The sequence below is a fragment of the Rhodococcus (subgen. Prescottella) equi genome (genome assembly GCF_003013675.1).
Lineage (GTDB): Bacteria > Actinomycetota > Actinomycetes > Mycobacteriales > Mycobacteriaceae > Prescottella > Prescottella equi.
This window is the reverse complement of the sequence record NZ_CP027793.1, coordinates 3,505,822-3,522,126: the sequence shown is the minus strand read 5'-3', so window position 1 is coordinate 3,522,126 and position 16,305 is coordinate 3,505,822. Positions and strand designations below refer to the sequence as shown.

General features: G+C 69.2%; 16 protein-coding genes. 13 read left to right on the top strand and 3 right to left on the bottom strand.

Annotated elements, in window-relative coordinates:
* Positions 1-21: 21 nt before the first annotated feature.
* Positions 22-231, top strand: a complete 210-nt coding sequence (locus C7H75_RS16415) for a hypothetical protein (protein WP_106851606.1) — start codon at positions 22-24, stop codon at positions 229-231.
* Positions 232-258: 27 nt separating this feature from the next.
* On the opposite strand, the gene C7H75_RS16410 is transcribed toward C7H75_RS16415, so the two are convergent.
* On the bottom strand, positions 259-1,053 hold the full coding sequence (locus C7H75_RS16410) for an enoyl-CoA hydratase/isomerase family protein (protein WP_037086177.1): 795 nt from the start codon (positions 1,051-1,053) through the stop codon (positions 259-261).
* Positions 1,054-1,217: 164 nt separating this feature from the next.
* The gene (gene rpmB / locus C7H75_RS16405) at positions 1,218-1,409 is read right to left on the bottom strand and encodes a 50S ribosomal protein L28 (RefSeq protein ID WP_005519049.1); all 192 of its coding nucleotides are present in this window, start codon (positions 1,407-1,409) and stop codon (positions 1,218-1,220) included.
* A 313-nt stretch (positions 1,410-1,722) separates the two neighbouring features.
* Between rpmB and C7H75_RS16400 the strand changes: the two genes are divergently transcribed.
* From C7H75_RS16400 to mutM, 10 genes are all read left to right on the top strand, one after another.
* Entirely contained in the window at positions 1,723-3,372 is a 1,650-nt protein-coding gene (locus C7H75_RS16400; protein ID WP_084847366.1) for a fatty acid kinase ATP-binding subunit FakA, read from the top strand.
* 40 nt (positions 3,373-3,412) lie between these two features.
* Complete coding sequence (gene recG, locus C7H75_RS16395; protein WP_106851605.1) at positions 3,413-5,668, top strand: ATP-dependent DNA helicase RecG; 2,256 nt, start codon at positions 3,413-3,415, stop codon at positions 5,666-5,668.
* A 209-nt stretch (positions 5,669-5,877) separates the two neighbouring features.
* On the top strand, positions 5,878-9,285 hold the full coding sequence (locus C7H75_RS16390; RefSeq protein WP_013416593.1) for a pyruvate carboxylase: 3,408 nt from the start codon (positions 5,878-5,880) through the stop codon (positions 9,283-9,285).
* A 27-nt stretch (positions 9,286-9,312) separates the two neighbouring features.
* Positions 9,313-9,879, top strand: coding sequence for a 16S rRNA (guanine(966)-N(2))-methyltransferase RsmD (gene rsmD / locus C7H75_RS16385; protein WP_041674318.1), 567 nt, complete (start codon positions 9,313-9,315; stop codon positions 9,877-9,879).
* Positions 9,876-10,370, top strand: a complete 495-nt coding sequence (gene coaD, locus C7H75_RS16380; protein WP_005512078.1) for a pantetheine-phosphate adenylyltransferase — start codon at positions 9,876-9,878, stop codon at positions 10,368-10,370. Before rsmD ends, coaD begins: the two co-directional genes overlap by 4 nt.
* Positions 10,371-10,486: 116 nt before the next feature.
* Entirely contained in the window at positions 10,487-11,242 is a 756-nt protein-coding gene (locus tag C7H75_RS16375) for a DivIVA domain-containing protein (RefSeq protein WP_022596897.1), read from the top strand.
* A gap of 156 nt (positions 11,243-11,398) precedes the next feature.
* Positions 11,399-11,965 carry a YceD family protein gene (locus C7H75_RS16370; RefSeq protein ID WP_005512080.1) on the top strand — a complete coding sequence of 189 codons (567 nt, stop codon included), beginning with the start codon at positions 11,399-11,401 and terminating at the stop codon, positions 11,963-11,965.
* Positions 11,966-11,967: 2 nt separating this feature from the next.
* On the top strand, positions 11,968-12,150 hold the full coding sequence (rpmF, locus tag C7H75_RS16365) for a 50S ribosomal protein L32 (protein WP_005512081.1): 183 nt from the start codon (positions 11,968-11,970) through the stop codon (positions 12,148-12,150).
* A gap of 16 nt (positions 12,151-12,166) precedes the next feature.
* A complete protein-coding gene (gene rnc / locus C7H75_RS16360) occupies positions 12,167-12,937 on the top strand; it encodes a ribonuclease III (RefSeq protein ID WP_005512082.1) in 771 nt (256 codons plus the stop codon).
* Between the two features lie 24 nt (positions 12,938-12,961).
* Entirely contained in the window at positions 12,962-13,828 is an 867-nt protein-coding gene (gene mutM, locus C7H75_RS16355; protein WP_106851604.1) for a bifunctional DNA-formamidopyrimidine glycosylase/DNA-(apurinic or apyrimidinic site) lyase, read from the top strand.
* Here the strand turns inward: mutM and pdxR are convergent.
* The gene (gene pdxR, locus C7H75_RS16350) at positions 13,764-15,236 is read right to left on the bottom strand and encodes a MocR-like pyridoxine biosynthesis transcription factor PdxR (RefSeq protein ID WP_081182200.1); all 1,473 of its coding nucleotides are present in this window, start codon (positions 15,234-15,236) and stop codon (positions 13,764-13,766) included. The two genes, mutM and pdxR, sit on opposite strands and share 65 nt — an antisense overlap.
* Before the next feature lie 78 nt (positions 15,237-15,314).
* Here pdxR and C7H75_RS16345 point away from each other — a divergent pair, with 78 nt between their 5' ends.
* Together C7H75_RS16345 and kdpF are read left to right on the top strand one after the other, a co-directional pair.
* A complete protein-coding gene (locus tag C7H75_RS16345) occupies positions 15,315-15,974 on the top strand; it encodes a pyridoxamine 5'-phosphate oxidase family protein (protein ID WP_106851603.1) in 660 nt (219 codons plus the stop codon).
* 226 nt (positions 15,975-16,200) lie between these two features.
* Positions 16,201-16,299 carry a K(+)-transporting ATPase subunit F gene (gene kdpF / locus C7H75_RS16340; RefSeq protein WP_060934553.1) on the top strand — a complete coding sequence of 33 codons (99 nt, stop codon included), beginning with the start codon at positions 16,201-16,203 and terminating at the stop codon, positions 16,297-16,299.
* Positions 16,300-16,305 lie beyond the last annotated feature (6 nt).

Below are 16,305 nucleotides of genomic sequence, written 5' to 3'. Positions count from 1 at the left end.
TCGGTGTCGATAGGGTGGCGGGTGCGCGAGGAGAGCGACACCGACGAGGACCGGCTGCGTTTCCTCGACTCGTTCGGGCTCGAAGCCGCCACCGTCTACCACTCGGGGGACTTCGGGGTGGACCTCTCTGACGACCGGGGTCTGTTCGAACAGGCCTTCCTGGCCGGCTACTGGCCGAAGGTGCACTTCCGTGCGGACCGGACCCCGGTCGCCGTGACCGTGGAGGCCTGACGAGCGACCGGGATCCGCGGTTCCCGCTTACGCGTTGCGCACCGACGAGAAGTCGGGGCGACGCTTCTCGACGAACGCGTCGACACCCTCGCGGCCGGTGGGACCGTCGGCTGCGGCGGAGATCGACGCGGTCTCGGCGTCGAGCTGCTCGGACAGCGAGTTGGCCCGGCTGCTCGCGAAGAGCTTCTTGATCCCGGCGTAGGACGCGGTCGGGCCGGCTGCGAGCGTCCGTGCCACACGCAGGGCTTCGTCCTGCACCTGGTCGTCTTCGACGATCCGGCTGAGCAGGCCGAGACGCACGGACTCCTCGCCGTTCAGGACGGCGTCGGTGAGCAGGATCTCCCGTGCGCGTGACGCACCGACGATGCGCGGCAGCGTCCACGACATGCCGCCGTCCGGTGTGAAGCCGATGGACGGGTACGCGGGACGCAGCTTGGTCGAGGTGCCACCGATCGCGATGTCCGCGAGACACACGATGCTCATGCCGGCGCCGGCAGCCCAGCCGTGGACCGCCGCGACGACCGGGACCGTGGTGTCGTCGAGCGCGCGCACGAACTCGTGGAACGCGGTCGCGATCTCGCCGACGAACTCGCCGCGACGCTCGGCCGAGGCGAAAGCCCGAACGTTGCCTCCGGCGCAGAAGTTCGCGCCGTCACCGACGAGAAGCACCGCGCCCACGTCGCTGCCGGCCGCGCGCAGTGCGGCAGTCGCCTCGGTGATTCCGTCGATGTCGAGGGAGGTTCCGTTCGCGGCAGTTGCCACGGCCACGCGGAGGACGCCGTCCTCGATCCGGACATTGCTGGGTGCTTCTGTTGCAGTCACGTGGAGCACACTAGCCGCTCGATCGGGCCGGTCCGGTAGTCCGGTCCCATCCACCGCGACGGTCACGAGCGGCCGAGAGCCCCTCCGGACGAGCCGCGAAAACGACTGAGCCCCCGACACCGAGGTGTCGGGGGCTCAGTCGAAGAACTGTGCTGTGAGCGGAATCAGCCGCGCACGACCTTGCCGGCCTTCAGGCAAGAGGTGCAGACGTTCAGCTTCTTGGTGTTGCCGGGGGCAACCTGAGCACGAACGGGCTGGATGTTCGGGTTCCAGCGACGGTTGGTACGCCGGTGCGAGTGCGAGACCGACTTACCGAAGCCGGGCCCCTTGGCGCATACGTCGCAGACGGCAGCCATAGTCGCGAACTCCTTGTGATAGTCAAACATTGTCTTGTTCTTGCCTACGAACACGCGAAGTGGAACGACCCGTGCGAGGCAACCCTGCAAGGGTAACCGCATCCGCATGGATTGGCCAAATCATCGGGCCCGAGGCGAACTACAGTGCGGTTCGGGCCGTGTCGAAGACTGGAATGACGGTACAGGTTGCGCGTGGGCCGCGTTCGAGGGGTACGTCGGATGGCCCCGCTAAGCTGGCGGTCTGGGACGGCTGGGCGGGTAGTGGCCCCGTCCCGCTGCTGGTGTGGCCGATGCGCGGAGAGGACGAACACGGGTGCTCGAGGTCCTGGAGGCGGTCGACGGCTCCGCTCTGTACCGATGGGCCGACGCGTGTGTCACCGGCATCGAGAAGCGCTGCGACGAGATCAACGATCTCAATGTCTTCCCCGTCCCGGACGCGGACACCGGAACGAATCTGCTCGCAACGATGCGCGCAGCGGTCCGGGCCGCCGCACCACTGTCCGCGGACGAGCGCGGGGCCGACGCGTCCGCCGTGGCCCGGGCGCTCGCGCGCGGGGCGGTGACGGGCGCGCGCGGAAACTCGGGTGCGATTCTCTCCCAGGTGCTGCGGGGGGTCGCCGAGTCCACGAAGTCGCACAGGCTCGACGCCGACACCTTCCGTTCGGCGCTGCGGCACGCATCGGATCTGGCTCTCGAGGCTGTCAGCGTCCCGATGGAGGGAACCATCGTCACGGTGCTCGCGGCCGCCGCCGACGCGGTGGCCGCGGAGGCCGCGGGTGCTCCGCTTGCGCGGCTGTCGGCGGTGGCCGCGGATGCGGCGGCCGAGGCGCTGCTCCGGACTCCGTCGCAGCTCGCCGTGCTCGGTGCGGCCGGCGTGGTCGACGCCGGTGGCCGGGGTCTGGTCGTCATCCTCGACGCCCTGGTCGAGGTGATCTGCGGTGTGCCCCCGGCTCGGGAGGCCTTCCTGGCGCCGGCCGGCGAGGGTGCGGCGACCGGCGCGGAGCACGTGTGCGGCCCCGCGCACCTCGTCCACGAGGTCGCCGGCCAGGACTACGAGGTGATGTACCTCGTCGCCGAATCGGACGAGGCACGCATCGCGGATCTGCGTGGTCGGCTCTGTTCCCTGGGGGATTCCGTCGTGATCGTCGGTGACGGTTCGGACGAGATGCCCACGTGGTCGGTCCACGTGCACTGCAGCGACGCGGGAGCCGCCGTCGAGGCCGGACTCGAGGCCGGGCGCCTGCACAGCGTTCGCATCACGTGTTTCGTGCTCGACGCTGCCCGCGCCGACGTCCCGGACCCCGCCACCCCACGCGCGGTGCTGTCCGTGGTGGAGGGGCCGGGCGCGGCGGAACTGTTCGAGCAGGAGGGCGCGCGGGTACTGCGGTCCGACGGCGCCGTCACCCCCGAGCAGTTGCTCGCGGCCATCCGGGGCACCGGCCGCCGCGAGGTCGTGGTGCTGCCGAACGGCGCGTTGCCGGCCCAGGACCTGATCGCGGTGGGCGCGCGGGCCCGCGCCGATGCGCGCGACGTCGTCTTCCTGCCCAGCTCGTCGATGGTGCAGGCACTCGCGGCGCTCGCCGTGCACGACGCCGAGCGGCTGGCGGTCGACGACGCGTTCGCGATGTCGGAAGCGGCGGCGGCCACCCGCTGGGGTTCGCTTCGGGTCGCGGAGGAACGCGCCCTCACCTACGTCGGGACGTGCGAACCGGGGGACGGACTGGGCCTCGTCGGGCACGAGGTCGTGGTGATCGAACGGGACGTCGTGGCCGCCGGATGCCGGCTCGTCGACCTCGTTCTGGGGGCCGGCGGCGAGCTCGTGACGGTGCTCCTGGGCGCGCAGGCGAGCGAGGGGCTGGGGGAGCGGGTCGCGGACTACATCACGTCCCGCCATCCGGGGGTCGAGGTGATGGTCTACCGGGGTGGGCAGAGCCGCGATCTGTTGCAGTTCGGCGTCGAGTAGAAGGCGAGTCGATAGTGAGCACGGCGACGGGACACCCGACATGGCGACGCTGACGGATCGCCTCGACCACCTGCTGGGGGCGAAGACGGCCGACGCGCTCGTCGAGGCGTTCGACATCCGCACGGTCGAGGACCTGCTGCGGCACTACCCCCACCGGTACGCCGCACAGGGGCGGGAACTGACGGAGAAGGAGCCGGAGGAGGGTTCGCACGTCACGATCATCGCCCGAGTCGTCAAGGCCGACGTCGTGAACATGAAGAGCCGCCGCGGCCAGATGCTCAAGGTGGTGCTCGCGGCCGAGTCGCAGAGCGTCGACGTCACGTTCTTCAACCCGCACAAGGTCAAGCACGCTGTGCGTGTCGGTGTCCGGGCGATGTTCTCCGGCACCGTGAAGTACTTCCGCAACAAGTGGAGCCTGACGCATCCGAGCTACCTGATCCTGCCCGAGCCGGCGGAGGGCGAGGATCCGGTGGTGTCCATGGCACACGTGCAGGGGGCGGGTTCCCTCGCCGGAATGGCGCGCGCCACGCAGGATTCCGGTTCCGGCGTCGACATGTCGATCTTCGACCGCGAGCTGATCCCGCTGTACCCGGCGACGCGGGAGGTGGAGAGCTGGACGATCCTCCGTTGCGTGCGTCAGGTGCTCGATCAGCTCGACACAGTCGAGGATCCGCTGCCGGACGCGGTGCGTGGGGAACAAGGCTTGATCGGGCTCGACGAGGCCCTGCGCCTGGTGCACCTACCCGAGACCCGCGACGACATCGGCCGTGCGCAGGAGCGTCTGCGATTCGACGAGGCGGCGGCACTGCAGTTGGTGCTCGCGCAGCGCCGACGGGACATCGCGGCGCGGGTGGCGCCGCAGTGCCCGCCGAAGCCGGACGGATTGGCTGCCGCATTCGACGAGATGCTGCCGTTCGAGCTCACCGAGGGGCAGAAGGAGGTGGCCGAGGAGATTTCGGCCGATCTCGCCCGCCGGCACCCGATGAACCGCCTGTTGCAGGGTGAGGTGGGTTCCGGCAAGACGATCGTGGCGCTCCGGGCGATGCTGCAGGCCGTCGATGCCGGATACCAGTGCGCACTGCTCGCCCCCACGGAAGTGCTTGCGGCGCAGCATGCCCGGTCGCTGCGGGAGATGCTCGGGCCGCTCGGCGCTGCCGGTGAGCTGGGGGCCGCGGACGTGGCGACCAAGGTGACGCTCCTGACGGGATCGATGTCGACCAAGGCGCGTCGGGCAGCGCTCCTGGACATCGTGACCGGTGATTCGGGGATCGTCATCGGCACACACGCGCTGATTCAGGACAACGTGGAGTTCTTCGACCTCGGCTTCGTCGTGGTCGACGAGCAGCACCGCTTCGGTGTCGAGCAGCGCGACGAGCTGCGCAAGCGAGCCAAGGAGGGGCTCAGCCCGCACCTGCTGGTGATGACCGCGACGCCGATTCCCCGCACGATCGCGATGACGGTGCTCGGCGATCTCGAGACGTCGACGCTGCGGCAGCTGCCGCAGGGGCGCGCGCCGATCGTGAGCAAGGTCGTGGCGGCACGGCAGACCCCGCAGTGGGTCGCCCGGGCGTGGGAGCGGATCCGGGAGGAGGTGGCCGACGGACGGCAGGCGTACGTGGTGTGCTCGCGGATCGGTGACGGCGACAGCGATGCCGAACTGATCAAGGCCGGCAAGGAGCCGCCGGAGACGAAGTCGGCCGTCGATCTCTTCGACGAACTGCGGTCGGGGCCCATGCAAGATCTGCGGCTCGGACTCTTGCACGGGCGGCTGCCATCCGACGAGAAGGACGCGGTGATGCGCGACTTCACGGCCGGTGCGATCGACGTCCTCATCTGCACCACGGTGGTGGAGGTGGGTGTCAACGTCCCCAACGCGACCGTCATGGTGTTGGTCGACGCGGATCGGTTCGGCGTCAGCCAGCTTCATCAGCTGCGCGGCCGGGTGGGTCGCGGCAGCCATCAGGGACTGTGCATCCTCATCACCGACATGATGCCGGGATCGCCGGCTTTCGAGCGACTGACCGCCGTCGCCGGGACCAACGACGGCTTCGAACTCGCCCAGCTCGATCTGCGCCAGCGTCGAGAGGGCGATGTCCTCGGCTCGGCCCAGTCGGGCAGCGCGACGACGTTGCGGTTGCTGTCCCTGCTCGAGCACGAGGACGTGATCGCGTCGGCGCAGGAGTTCGCCCGCGGTGTCGTCGACGACGACCCGGATCTGTCCCGCCACCCCGGTCTGGCGGCGATGGTGGCGGCCGCGCTCGATTCCGAGAGGATCGAATTTCTGGAGAAGTCCTAGAAGTTTCCGGGTGCCCTCCCGGCCCTCCGGATCCGGTGTCGGAGGCCGAGCACGGCCACCGAGTACGGCCTGTGCAGGGCACTTCTTCTCCGGTTTGCAAACTTGCCAATTTCGCATGTCAGAGCAGCTGTTTGTGAAGCTTGCGAAGCGTTCCGCATCATGGGACGCCCCGCTCACGGCACGCCGCGCGGCAAGGTACTTTGCTTCCCATGTTCACCAAAGTCCTCGTCGCCAACCGCGGCGAAATCGCCATCCGCGCGTTCCGTGCCGCCTACGAACTGGGTGCCGGGACCGTTGCGGTGTTCCCGTACGAAGACCGCAACTCGGTGCACCGCCTGAAGGCGGACGAGGCGTACCAGATCGGTGAGGTCGGTCATCCGGTCCGCGCGTACCTCTCGGTCGAAGAGATCATCGCGGCGGCCGAGCGTGCCGGTGCGGACGCGATCTACCCCGGCTACGGCTTCCTGTCCGAGAACCCGGACCTGGCCGCGGCGTGCGAAGCGAACGGCATCACGTTCGTGGGCCCGTCAGCCGAGGTACTCGAGCTGACCGGCAACAAGGCGCGTGCGATCGCGGCCGCGAAGGCAGCGGGCCTGCCGGTGCTGGCATCGTCGGAGCCCTCGTCGGACGTCGAGGCGTTGCTCGCGGCCTCCGAGGACATGGAGTTCCCCGTCTTCGTCAAGGCCGTCGCCGGCGGCGGCGGACGCGGTATGCGCCGGGTCGCCGAGCGTGCGCAACTGCGGGAGGCGATCGAGGCGGCCTCGCGAGAGGCCGAGTCGGCGTTCGGTGATCCGACGGTGTTCCTCGAACAGGCCGTCGTCGACCCGCGTCACATCGAGGTACAGATCCTCGCCGACGGCGAGGGCAACGTCATCCACCTGTTCGAGCGCGACTGCTCGTTGCAGCGGCGGCACCAGAAGGTGATCGAGCTCGCGCCGGCCCCCAATCTCGATCCCGCACTGCGAGATCGGATCTGCGCCGACGCGGTCGCGTTCGCCAAGCAGATCGGTTACCGCTGCGCGGGCACGGTCGAGTTCCTCCTCGACACCCGCGGCAACCACGTCTTCATCGAGATGAACCCGCGAATCCAGGTGGAGCACACGGTCACCGAGGAGATCACCGACGTCGATCTGGTGCAGGCGCAGCTGCGCATCGCGTCGGGCGAGACGCTGGCCGATCTCGGTCTGGCACAGGACAAGATCACGATCCGCGGCGCCGCACTGCAGTGCCGCATCACGACCGAGGACCCCGCCAACGGATTCCGCCCCGACACCGGTCGGATCACCGCGTACCGCACCCCGGGCGGCGCGGGCGTGCGCTTGGACGGCGGCGCGAACCTGGGCGCAGAGGTCGGCGCCCACTTCGACTCGATGCTCGTCAAGCTGACCTGCCGTGGTCGCGACCTCGAGGCCGCCGTCGCCCGCGCCCGCCGCGCCGTCACGGAGTTCCGCATCCGCGGTGTCTCCACGAACATCCCGTTCCTGCAGGCGGTTCTGGACGACCCCGACTTCCGTGCGGGACGCGTGACGACGTCGTTCATCGAGCAGCGGCCCGAGTTGCTGACGCTGCGCAGCTCGGCCGACCGTGGCACCAAGATCCTCAACTACCTGGCCGACGTGACGGTCAACAAGCCGCACGGCGAGCGTCCGACCGCGGTGTACCCGCACGACAAGCTCCCCAAGGTCGATCTCGGTGTCGCCCCGCCGGACGGGTCGCGCCAGAAGCTGCTCGCCCTCGGACCCGAGGGATTCGCGAAGGCACTGCGCGAGCAGAAGGCGCTCGCGGTCACCGACACCACGTTCCGCGACGCGCACCAGTCGCTGCTCGCCACCCGGGTGCGCACGTCCGGACTGCTGGACGTCGCCGGTCACGTCGCGCGGATGACGCCCGAACTGCTCTCGATCGAGGCGTGGGGCGGAGCGACCTACGACGTGGCGCTGCGCTTCCTGCACGAGGATCCCTGGTACCGGCTCGCGGCGCTGCGCGAGGCCGTACCGAACATCAACCTGCAGATGCTGCTGCGCGGCCGTAACACCGTCGGCTACACCCCGTACCCGGAGAAGGTCACCCGCGCGTTCGTGCAGGAGGCCGCCGACACCGGCATCGACATCTTCCGGATCTTCGACGCGCTCAACAACGTCGACCAGATGCGTCCCGCGATCGAGGCGGTCCGCGAGACCGGCACCACGGTCGCCGAGGTCGCGATGTCGTACACCGGCGACCTGGCGAACCCGGACGAGAAGCTCTACACCCTCGACTACTACCTGCGTCTGGCGGAGGAGATCGTCGAGGCGGGCGCCCACATCCTCGCGATCAAGGACATGGCCGGCCTGCTGCGTGCCCCCGCCGCCACCAAGCTCGTGACCGCACTGCGCTCCAACTTCGACCTGCCGGTGCATGTGCACACCCACGACACTCCCGGCGGCCAGCTCGCGACCTACCTCGCCGCGTGGCACGCCGGAGCGGACGCCGTCGACGGTGCCTCGGCGCCGCTGTCGGGCACCACCAGCCAGCCCGCGCTGTCGGCGATCGTCGCCGCCGCCGCGCACAGCGAGTTCGACACCGGCATCGACCTGCAGGCCGTGTGCGATCTCGAGCCCTACTGGGAAGCGCTGCGAAAGGTGTACGCGCCGTTCGAGTCCGGCATCCCCGCCCCCACCGGTCGCGTCTACACCCACGAGATTCCGGGCGGTCAGCTGTCGAACCTGCGTCAGCAGGCCATCGCCCTCGGTCTCGGCGACCGCTTCGAGGAGGTCGAGGCGAAGTACGCCGCCGCCGACCGGATGCTGGGCCGCCTGGTCAAGGTGACGCCGTCGTCGAAGGTGGTCGGCGACCTCGCGCTGCACCTCGTGGGATCGAACGTCCCCGCCGACGAATTCGCCTCGGATCCCGCCCGTTTCGACATCCCGGATTCGGTGGTCGGGTTCCTGCGCGGCGAACTCGGCACCCCTCCCGGAGGGTGGCCCGAGCCGTTCCGCAGCAAGGCGCTCGAGGGTCGCGGTGCCGCGAAGCCCGAGGTGCAGCTCACGCCCGAGGACGAGAAGGGACTGTCCGGATCGTCCAAGGAACGGCAGGCCACCCTCAACCGGTTGATGTTCCCCGGCCCGGCGAGGGAGTTCGAGGAGCACCGCGACAAGTACGGCGACACCTCGCAGCTGTCGGCCAACCAGTTCTTCTACGGCCTGCGCCGCGGCGAGGAACACCGGGTCAAGCTCGGCAAGGGCGTCGAGCTGCTCATCGGGCTCGAGGCGATCTCCGAACCCGACGAGCGCGGCTACCGCACCGTCATGTGCATCCTCAACGGCCAGTTGCGTCCGGTGTCGGTGCGCGACCGCTCCATCGCGAGCGAGGTGCCCGCGGCGGAGAAGGCCGACCGGAACAACCCCGGCCACGTCGCCGCCCCGTTCGCGGGTGCGGTCACCCTGGTCGTGACCGAGGGCCAGCAGGTCTCGGCCGGTGACACCGTTGCCACGATCGAGGCCATGAAGATGGAGGCCGCGATCACGGCGCCGCGCAGCGGTATCGTCTCGCGAGTTGCCATCGCCGGTGCCTCGCAGGTCGAGGGTGGCGATCTCCTGGCGGTCGTCTCGACGCGGGAGACAACCGGCAACGAGTGACCGTGGGCGAGTGAACAGGACTGCAGTGTGACAAGAATCGTCGCCGGCCGTGCCGGAGGCAGGCGTTTGAAGGTGCCCGCGAGCGGGACCCGCCCGACGTCCGAGCGAGTCCGCGAGGCCCTGTTCAGTTCGCTCGACAGCCGCATCGACCTCGAGGGCGCCGCCGTGCTCGACCTGTACGCGGGTTCCGGCGCCCTCGGGCTCGAGGCGCTCTCGCGGGGCGCCGCTCACGTGCTGCTGGTCGAGTCGGACGCGAAGGCCGCCGCCGTCGTCAAGCAGAACGTGGCGGCGGTCGGCCTGAGCGGTGCGGTCGTTCGCACGGCCCCCGTCGCAGCCGTCGTGGGCGGTGCGGCCGAGCGCGAATTCGACGTGGTGCTGGCCGATCCGCCGTACGCCGTGACAGAGGAGGCGGTGACCTCCGTGCTCTCCGATCTCGTCGCGCACGGCTGGGTGGGGGAGGGCTCCATCGTGGTCGTCGAGCGCTCCTCCCGCTCGCCCGAGACCACGTGGCCCGACGGCATGCGCCCGGAGCGGACCAAGCGTTACGGCGAGACCCGGATCGAGGTCGCCACCTGCTACGGTCTGGACTCATGACTGGCGCCGTCTGCCCCGGATCCTTCGACCCCGTGACCAATGGCCACCTCGACGTGATCGGACGTGCTGCGGCACTGTTCGACGAGGTGGTCGTCACCGTGATGATCAACAAGAGCAAGCGCGGTCTGTTCAGCGTCGAGGAACGCATCGAGATGCTCGAGGACGCCACCGGCGACCTGCCGAACGTGCGGGTCGCGTCGTGGCACGGGCTGCTGGTGGATTATGCCAAGTCGCAAGGGATCTCGGCGATCGTCAAGGGCCTGCGCGGTGCCAACGACTTCGACTACGAGCTGCAGATGGCGCAGATGAACCAGAAGCTGTCGGGAGTCGACACGCTCTTCATCCCCACCAACCCCACGTACAGCTACCTCTCCAGTTCGCTGGTCAAGGAGGTCGCGACGTTCGGTGGCGACGTGGCGGACATGGTCCCGGAGAAGGTGCACGCGCGGCTCGTGGCGCGGCTCGCCGAGCGGGCCCAGGAGAAGGGCTGACGAAGGGCTGACGAACTCCTTCGTCCGACACACCGGCGCCGCGGCGGCGGGTGTGCGGGGTCTGGGGCAAACTGTCTTTCAGCACCAGCGATGGCATTCGACGATTGGGGTTGTGCGTGTACCGGGTATTCGAGGCACTCGACGAGCTTGTCGCGATCGTCGAGGAGGCGCGTGGAGTTCCGATGACCGCGGGGTGCGTCGTACCGCGTGGCGACGTCCTCGAACTGCTCGACGACGTCCGGGATGCGATTCCCGGTGAACTCGACGACGCGCAGGACGTGCTCGATCATCGCGACAAGCTGGTCGGCGACGCCCGCCAGAGTTCCGAGCAGATGGTGACGACGGCCAACGCGCAGGCGCACCAGACGATCACCGAGGCTCGCGAGGACGCGGACCGAATTCTCGCCGACGCCAAGGCGCAGGCCGATCGCATGGTCGCCGAGGCGCGCTCGCATGCCGAGCAGTTGGTCCACGAGGCACGCGCCGAGGCCGACGCGACGGTCGCCGAGGGTCAGCGCGAGTACGACTCGCTCACCGGGCGCGCGCGGGCCGAGTCGGACCGCATGATCGAGTCCGGCAAGGCCTCGTACGAGCGCTCCGTCGCGGACGGCATCGCCGAGCAGGAGCGACTGGTGTCGCAGGCCGAGGTGGTCCAGGCCGCCAACGCGGAGTCGGCGCGCGTGATCGACGCCGCCCATGCCGAGTCGGATCGACTGCGCTCGGAATGCGACCTGTACGTCGACACCAAGCTCGCAGAGTTCGAGGACTTCCTGAACGGCACCATCCGGTCCGTGGGGCGTGGTCGCCAGCAGTTGCGGACGGGGACCGGGGTACCGGACTACGACGCCGGCTACGGCGACCGCCGCCGCTAGAAGGCCCCGGATCGGCGGCCGATCGACTGCCGATTTCGCCTCTCCGGGTTACATCGCGTACCGTGGAGTGGTTGCCCTACCCTGTGCTTCCTGAAAGAGATTCCGGTGTCATCCCATCATCGCAGTGCCTCACGTCCCGCCCGGGACGAGGGTTTCGTGCTGGATACGCTCTCGCTGGGCCGTCGGCCCGGTTCGATGCGTACGGTGTCACGGGTTGTCCCGGCTCCTTCCCGGATCGGTCTCGACATGGTCGCGATCGAAGAGGGTGCGGACGTGACTTTCGATCTGCGGCTCGAGTCGGTGTCCGAGGGTGTCCTCGTCACCGGCTCCGTCAGTGCGGACATCGTGGGCGAGTGCTCGCGGTGCCTCGAGCCGTTCACCGATTCGGTGAACCTCTACCTCACGGAGCTGTTCGCGTACCCGGACAGCGCCACCGAGGAGACCACCGAGGAGGACGAGGTCTACCGGGTCGTGGACGACGAGATCGACCTCGAACCGGTGATCGTCGATGCGGTCGGACTGGAGCTTCCGCTCCAGCCGTTGTGCAGCGACGACTGTGAGGGATTGTGTCCCGAATGTGGCATTCGCCTGGCGATTGCGGAATCCGGGCACGGTCATGAAATAATGGATCCTCGCTGGGCTGGGCTCGCAGCCAAATTCGGTGCAGGATCCGACGCCAGCAATGCAACTGCTGATGCCAGCAAGATCAACGAGGAGAAGTAGACGTGGCTGTTCCCAAGCGCAGAATGTCGCGGTCCAACACGAGGTCGCGACGGAGCCAGTGGAAGACCACTGCGCCCACCCTCATCACCTGCCCGAACCGTGCGTGCGGCGAGAAGACGCTGCCCCACGTTGCGTGCCCGTCGTGCGGCACCTACAAGGGCCGTCAGGTTACCGCAGCGGTCTAGTCTGCTAAGTCGCGCTGTGACCAGCAAAAAAAGCAATACAGCTTACGCCGGCGGCGAGGAAGATCACGGATCTCTCCTCGCCGCCCTTGGCGTGCCTCTGACGGAGGATCTGCTGACGCTCGCGTTGACCCATCGCTCGTACGCGTACGAGCACGGCGGGTTGCCGACCAACGAGCGCCTCGAGTTCCTCGGTGACTCGGTCCTGGGACTGACGATCACCGAGCGCCTCTACACGGCCCACCCCGAGAAGTCCGAGGGTGAGCTCGCGAAGATCCGCGCCAGCATCGTCAACATGCACGCCCTCGCGGAGGTGGCGCGCGGTCTGGGGCCCGGTGGTCTCGGTGCGCACCTGCTCCTCGGCAAGGGCGAGGAGATGACGGGTGGCCGCGACAAGCCGAGCATCCTGGCCGACGGCATGGAGTCGCTCCTCGGTGCGATCCACCTCGAGCACGGAATCGACACTGCCCGACGGGTGGTGCTCGATCTGTTCGCCGATCTGCTCTCGCGTGCCCCGAAACTCGGTGCCGGCCTGGACTGGAAGACCAGCCTCCAGGAACTGACCGCCGAACGTGGCATCGGTGTCCCGTCGTACGAGATCACCGCGACCGGTCCCGACCACGACAAGGAGTTCACCGCGACGGTCGTCGTCGGTGGCGATGCTTTCGGTGTCGGTGTGGGCAGGTCGAAGAAGGAAGCCGAGCAGAAGGCCGCCAGCACCGCGTGGAGCGCGCTGTCCGAGGCTGCGCAGTCGGTCGTCCTTCCCGACGACACTGTCGTCGAGTCCTGACCCGGCACAGGTCGAGGGCGTAGCGTGCCGGAGCTTCCCGAGGTCGAGGTGGTCCGACAGGGTCTCGAGGCCCACGTCGTCGGGCACACCATCGCCGACGTCGAGGTTCTGCATCCGCGTGCCGTACGCCGGCATCTGCCGGGCTCTCTCGACCTCGCCGGTCGACTCGAGGGCCAGACCGTGGTGGGGGCCGAGCGCCGAGGCAAGTATCTGTGGCTCGTCCTCGAACCGAGCTCGGTTGCGATCGTCGTCCATCTGGGCATGAGCGGGCAGATGCTCGTGCAGGATCCGACGGTGCCCGACGAGAAGCATCTCCGGATCCGGGCGCGCCTGGAGTCCGGCATCGACCTCCGTTTCGTCGACCAACGGACCTTCGGTGGATGGGCGCTGGCCGACCTCGTCACCGTCGACGGCACCGTCGTGCCGGACTCGGTCGCGCACATCGCCCGCGATCCGCTCGATCCGCGTTTCGATCCCGATCTCGTCGTGAAGGCATTGCGCGCCAAGCACACCGAGATCAAGCGCGCCCTCCTCGACCAGACCGTGGTGTCCGGCGTCGGCAACATCTACGCCGACGAGGCCTTGTGGCGGGCCGAGATTCACGGCAACCGTCCCACCGACAAGCTGAGTGGCCCTCGGCTGCGAGTCCTGCTCGACGCGGCCCGAGACGTGATGACCGAGGCTCTCGACCAGGGCGGCACGTCGTTCGATGCGTTGTACGTCAACGTCAACGGCCAGTCCGGCTACTTCGACCGGTCCCTCAACGCCTACGGGCAGGAGAACCTGCCGTGCCGACGCTGCGGGGCGCCGATCCGGCGCGAGAAGTTCATGAACCGCTCGTCGTACAGCTGTCCGAAGTGTCAGCCGCGGCCGCGGCTCGTTCGCGGATGACCTCGGCGATCGTCGTCGCGGCCGCGGATGCCTTCGATTCCGGCAACTGCGCGTAGCCGCACAGCAGTCCGCGCGGTCCGGCCTCGGACACCCGATACTTGGCCAGTGCCGGTACCTTCACGCCGCGGCGGGTGATCTCGGTGGCGATCGCGACGTCGTCGGCGCCGTCGGGAAGGCGTAGCGCCACATGCAGTCCCGCCTCGACTCCGAGGGGCTGCACGCCCGGCAGGTGCGTCCGCAACGCGTCGACGAACGCCTGCCGCCGGGCCGCGTACGTGCGTGACGACCGGGCGAGGTGCCTGGTGAGCGAACCCGACTCGACGAACCTGGCGACGGCGTCCGCCGTGACGGCGCAGGCGGTCTCGCCGCTCGCCGCGAGTGCGTCGTGCACGCGGGGCAGCAGGTCGGCCGGGGGCACGAGCCACGCCAAGCGCAGGGACGGCGAGAGGATCTTCGACACGGTGCCGACGTACGCCACCCGTTCACGTCCGCCCTCGATTGCGCGCAGAGCAGGCAGTGTCGGTACGCCGTAACGGAATTCGCCATCGTAGTCGTCCTCGATGACGAGCCGTCCGGCCGTCGAGGCGCTGGCGAGGAGGGCGGCTCGCCGGGCCGCGGAGAGTCGCGAGCCCATCGGGTACTGGTGTGCCGGAGTGCAGTAGACCGCGGCGTCGGTGGCGCGTAGGGCCGCAGGATCGATCCCGTCCTGGTCGACGGTGACCGGTCGGATGTCGGCGCCCGCGGCCGCGAGCGCGACCCGGGCTTTCGCGTAACCGGGATCCTCGAACGCGATCGGCTTGCCGGGCAGGTCTGCCGCGGCGACAAGGGCTCTCAGGGCGGCGAGCGCGCCGGGCACGACGACGATCTCGTCGGGTTCTGCCACGATGCCGCGAGTGCGCCGGAGGTGCACCGCGAGCGCCTCACGCAGTCGCCGATGGCCACTGGGCCCGGGTGGGATGTTCGGCACCGGCCCCGCCGTGGCCGCGCGCCACGCGGATCGCCAGTCGCGAGGAAGGATCAGGTCCGTGTCCGGGTAGCCGGGCGACAGGTCCAGGGCGACGGCGGGGCGGACGGTGCGGGGCGACGACGCCGTGCCCTCCGCCGGGGTCACGTGCGGGGTCACACCGGCGTGCGCCGCGACGTCGGCGCCCAGCGCGATCCGGGTGCCGGATCCCGCACGCGAGTCGACGAAACCCGCGGCCGCCAATTCGTCGTACGCGTCGACCACCGCGGAACGGGACACACCCAGTTCGACGGCGAGGACCCGGCTGGCCGGCAGGAGATCGCCGGGCCGGAGCGCGCCGCTCCGCAGCGCCGCGACCACTGCTCCGGCGATCCGCTGTCGGAGCGGTTCACTCGTGTCGGGCAGCGTGAGGTGCAGGGTCGACGCACGAGGGGTCCGGGCCATCCGTGCACCATACTGGTCTGGCTGATTGGACGATTCCGGACCTGGCCGGGGCGCCACTATCGACCCACAGTTGTCGGTATGACCATCACACCGCCGCTGTGCGGCATCGGACGACTGCCCGAACGCTCCCGCGAGTCCCGCGCCGACCTGGACTCGGTGCTCGACGCCTGCGCCGTCGGCACGCTTGCCACCGTCGTCGATGGGCTGCCCTGGACGGTGCCGATGCTCTACGCCCGGGTCGGAGACCGGATACTGCTGCACGGTTCGACAGGGGCCGGCGCGCTGCGCCATGTCGCGTCCGGTGCGCCCGCATCGCTGTGTGTCACGCTACTCGACGGAATCGTCGTGGCCGACAACCTCTTCAACTCCTCCGCCAACTACCGCTCTGCGGTCGTGCACGGCAACCTGACGCCGCTGCGCCGAGAAGAGGCGGAGTGCGCGCTCGTCCAACTGTCGGACGCGCTCATCTCGGACCGCAGCACCGAGGTGCGTGCGTCGACCCGCAAGGAACTGGCCGCGACCCTCACGATCGCACTGCCGATCGAGCCCGGCCGCTGGACGGTCAAGGTGCGGGACGCCCCGCCGAGCGAGGGCGACCGGGATCCGGGGGTGTGGGCGGGGGTGGTGCCGATGCGAACCGTTGCGGGCGAACCGATCCGCGCCCCGTGGGTGTCCGACGACGTACCGGTGCCGGCGTCGGTACGGGCGCTCTCGAAGCCCGGACGGAGCGGCGCGTAAAGATCGCGTCAACGCGATCAGTCGGTGGTGTCAGCGATGCGTAAGGGCAGCGCATCCGGGCGCAGAACGGGGGCACGCTCCGCAGTGGGCGTCGAGATACGACGCTGCGGTTTTCGAGGAAGACGAAGAGGAACGTCATGGCTGATTTGGCCTACGTCGGGTTGATCATCGGAGTGTTCGCCGTCTGTGCGCTGGTGCTGCGTGGTCTGCAGACGAGGAGCGTCCGGTGACGGTCGCCGGGACGGTCGGTGTCGCCGTCGTCGTGATCGCCGCCGCGCTGGTGATCTACCTGCTCATCGCGCTCCTGAACCCTGAGCGGTTCTAGTCCTCG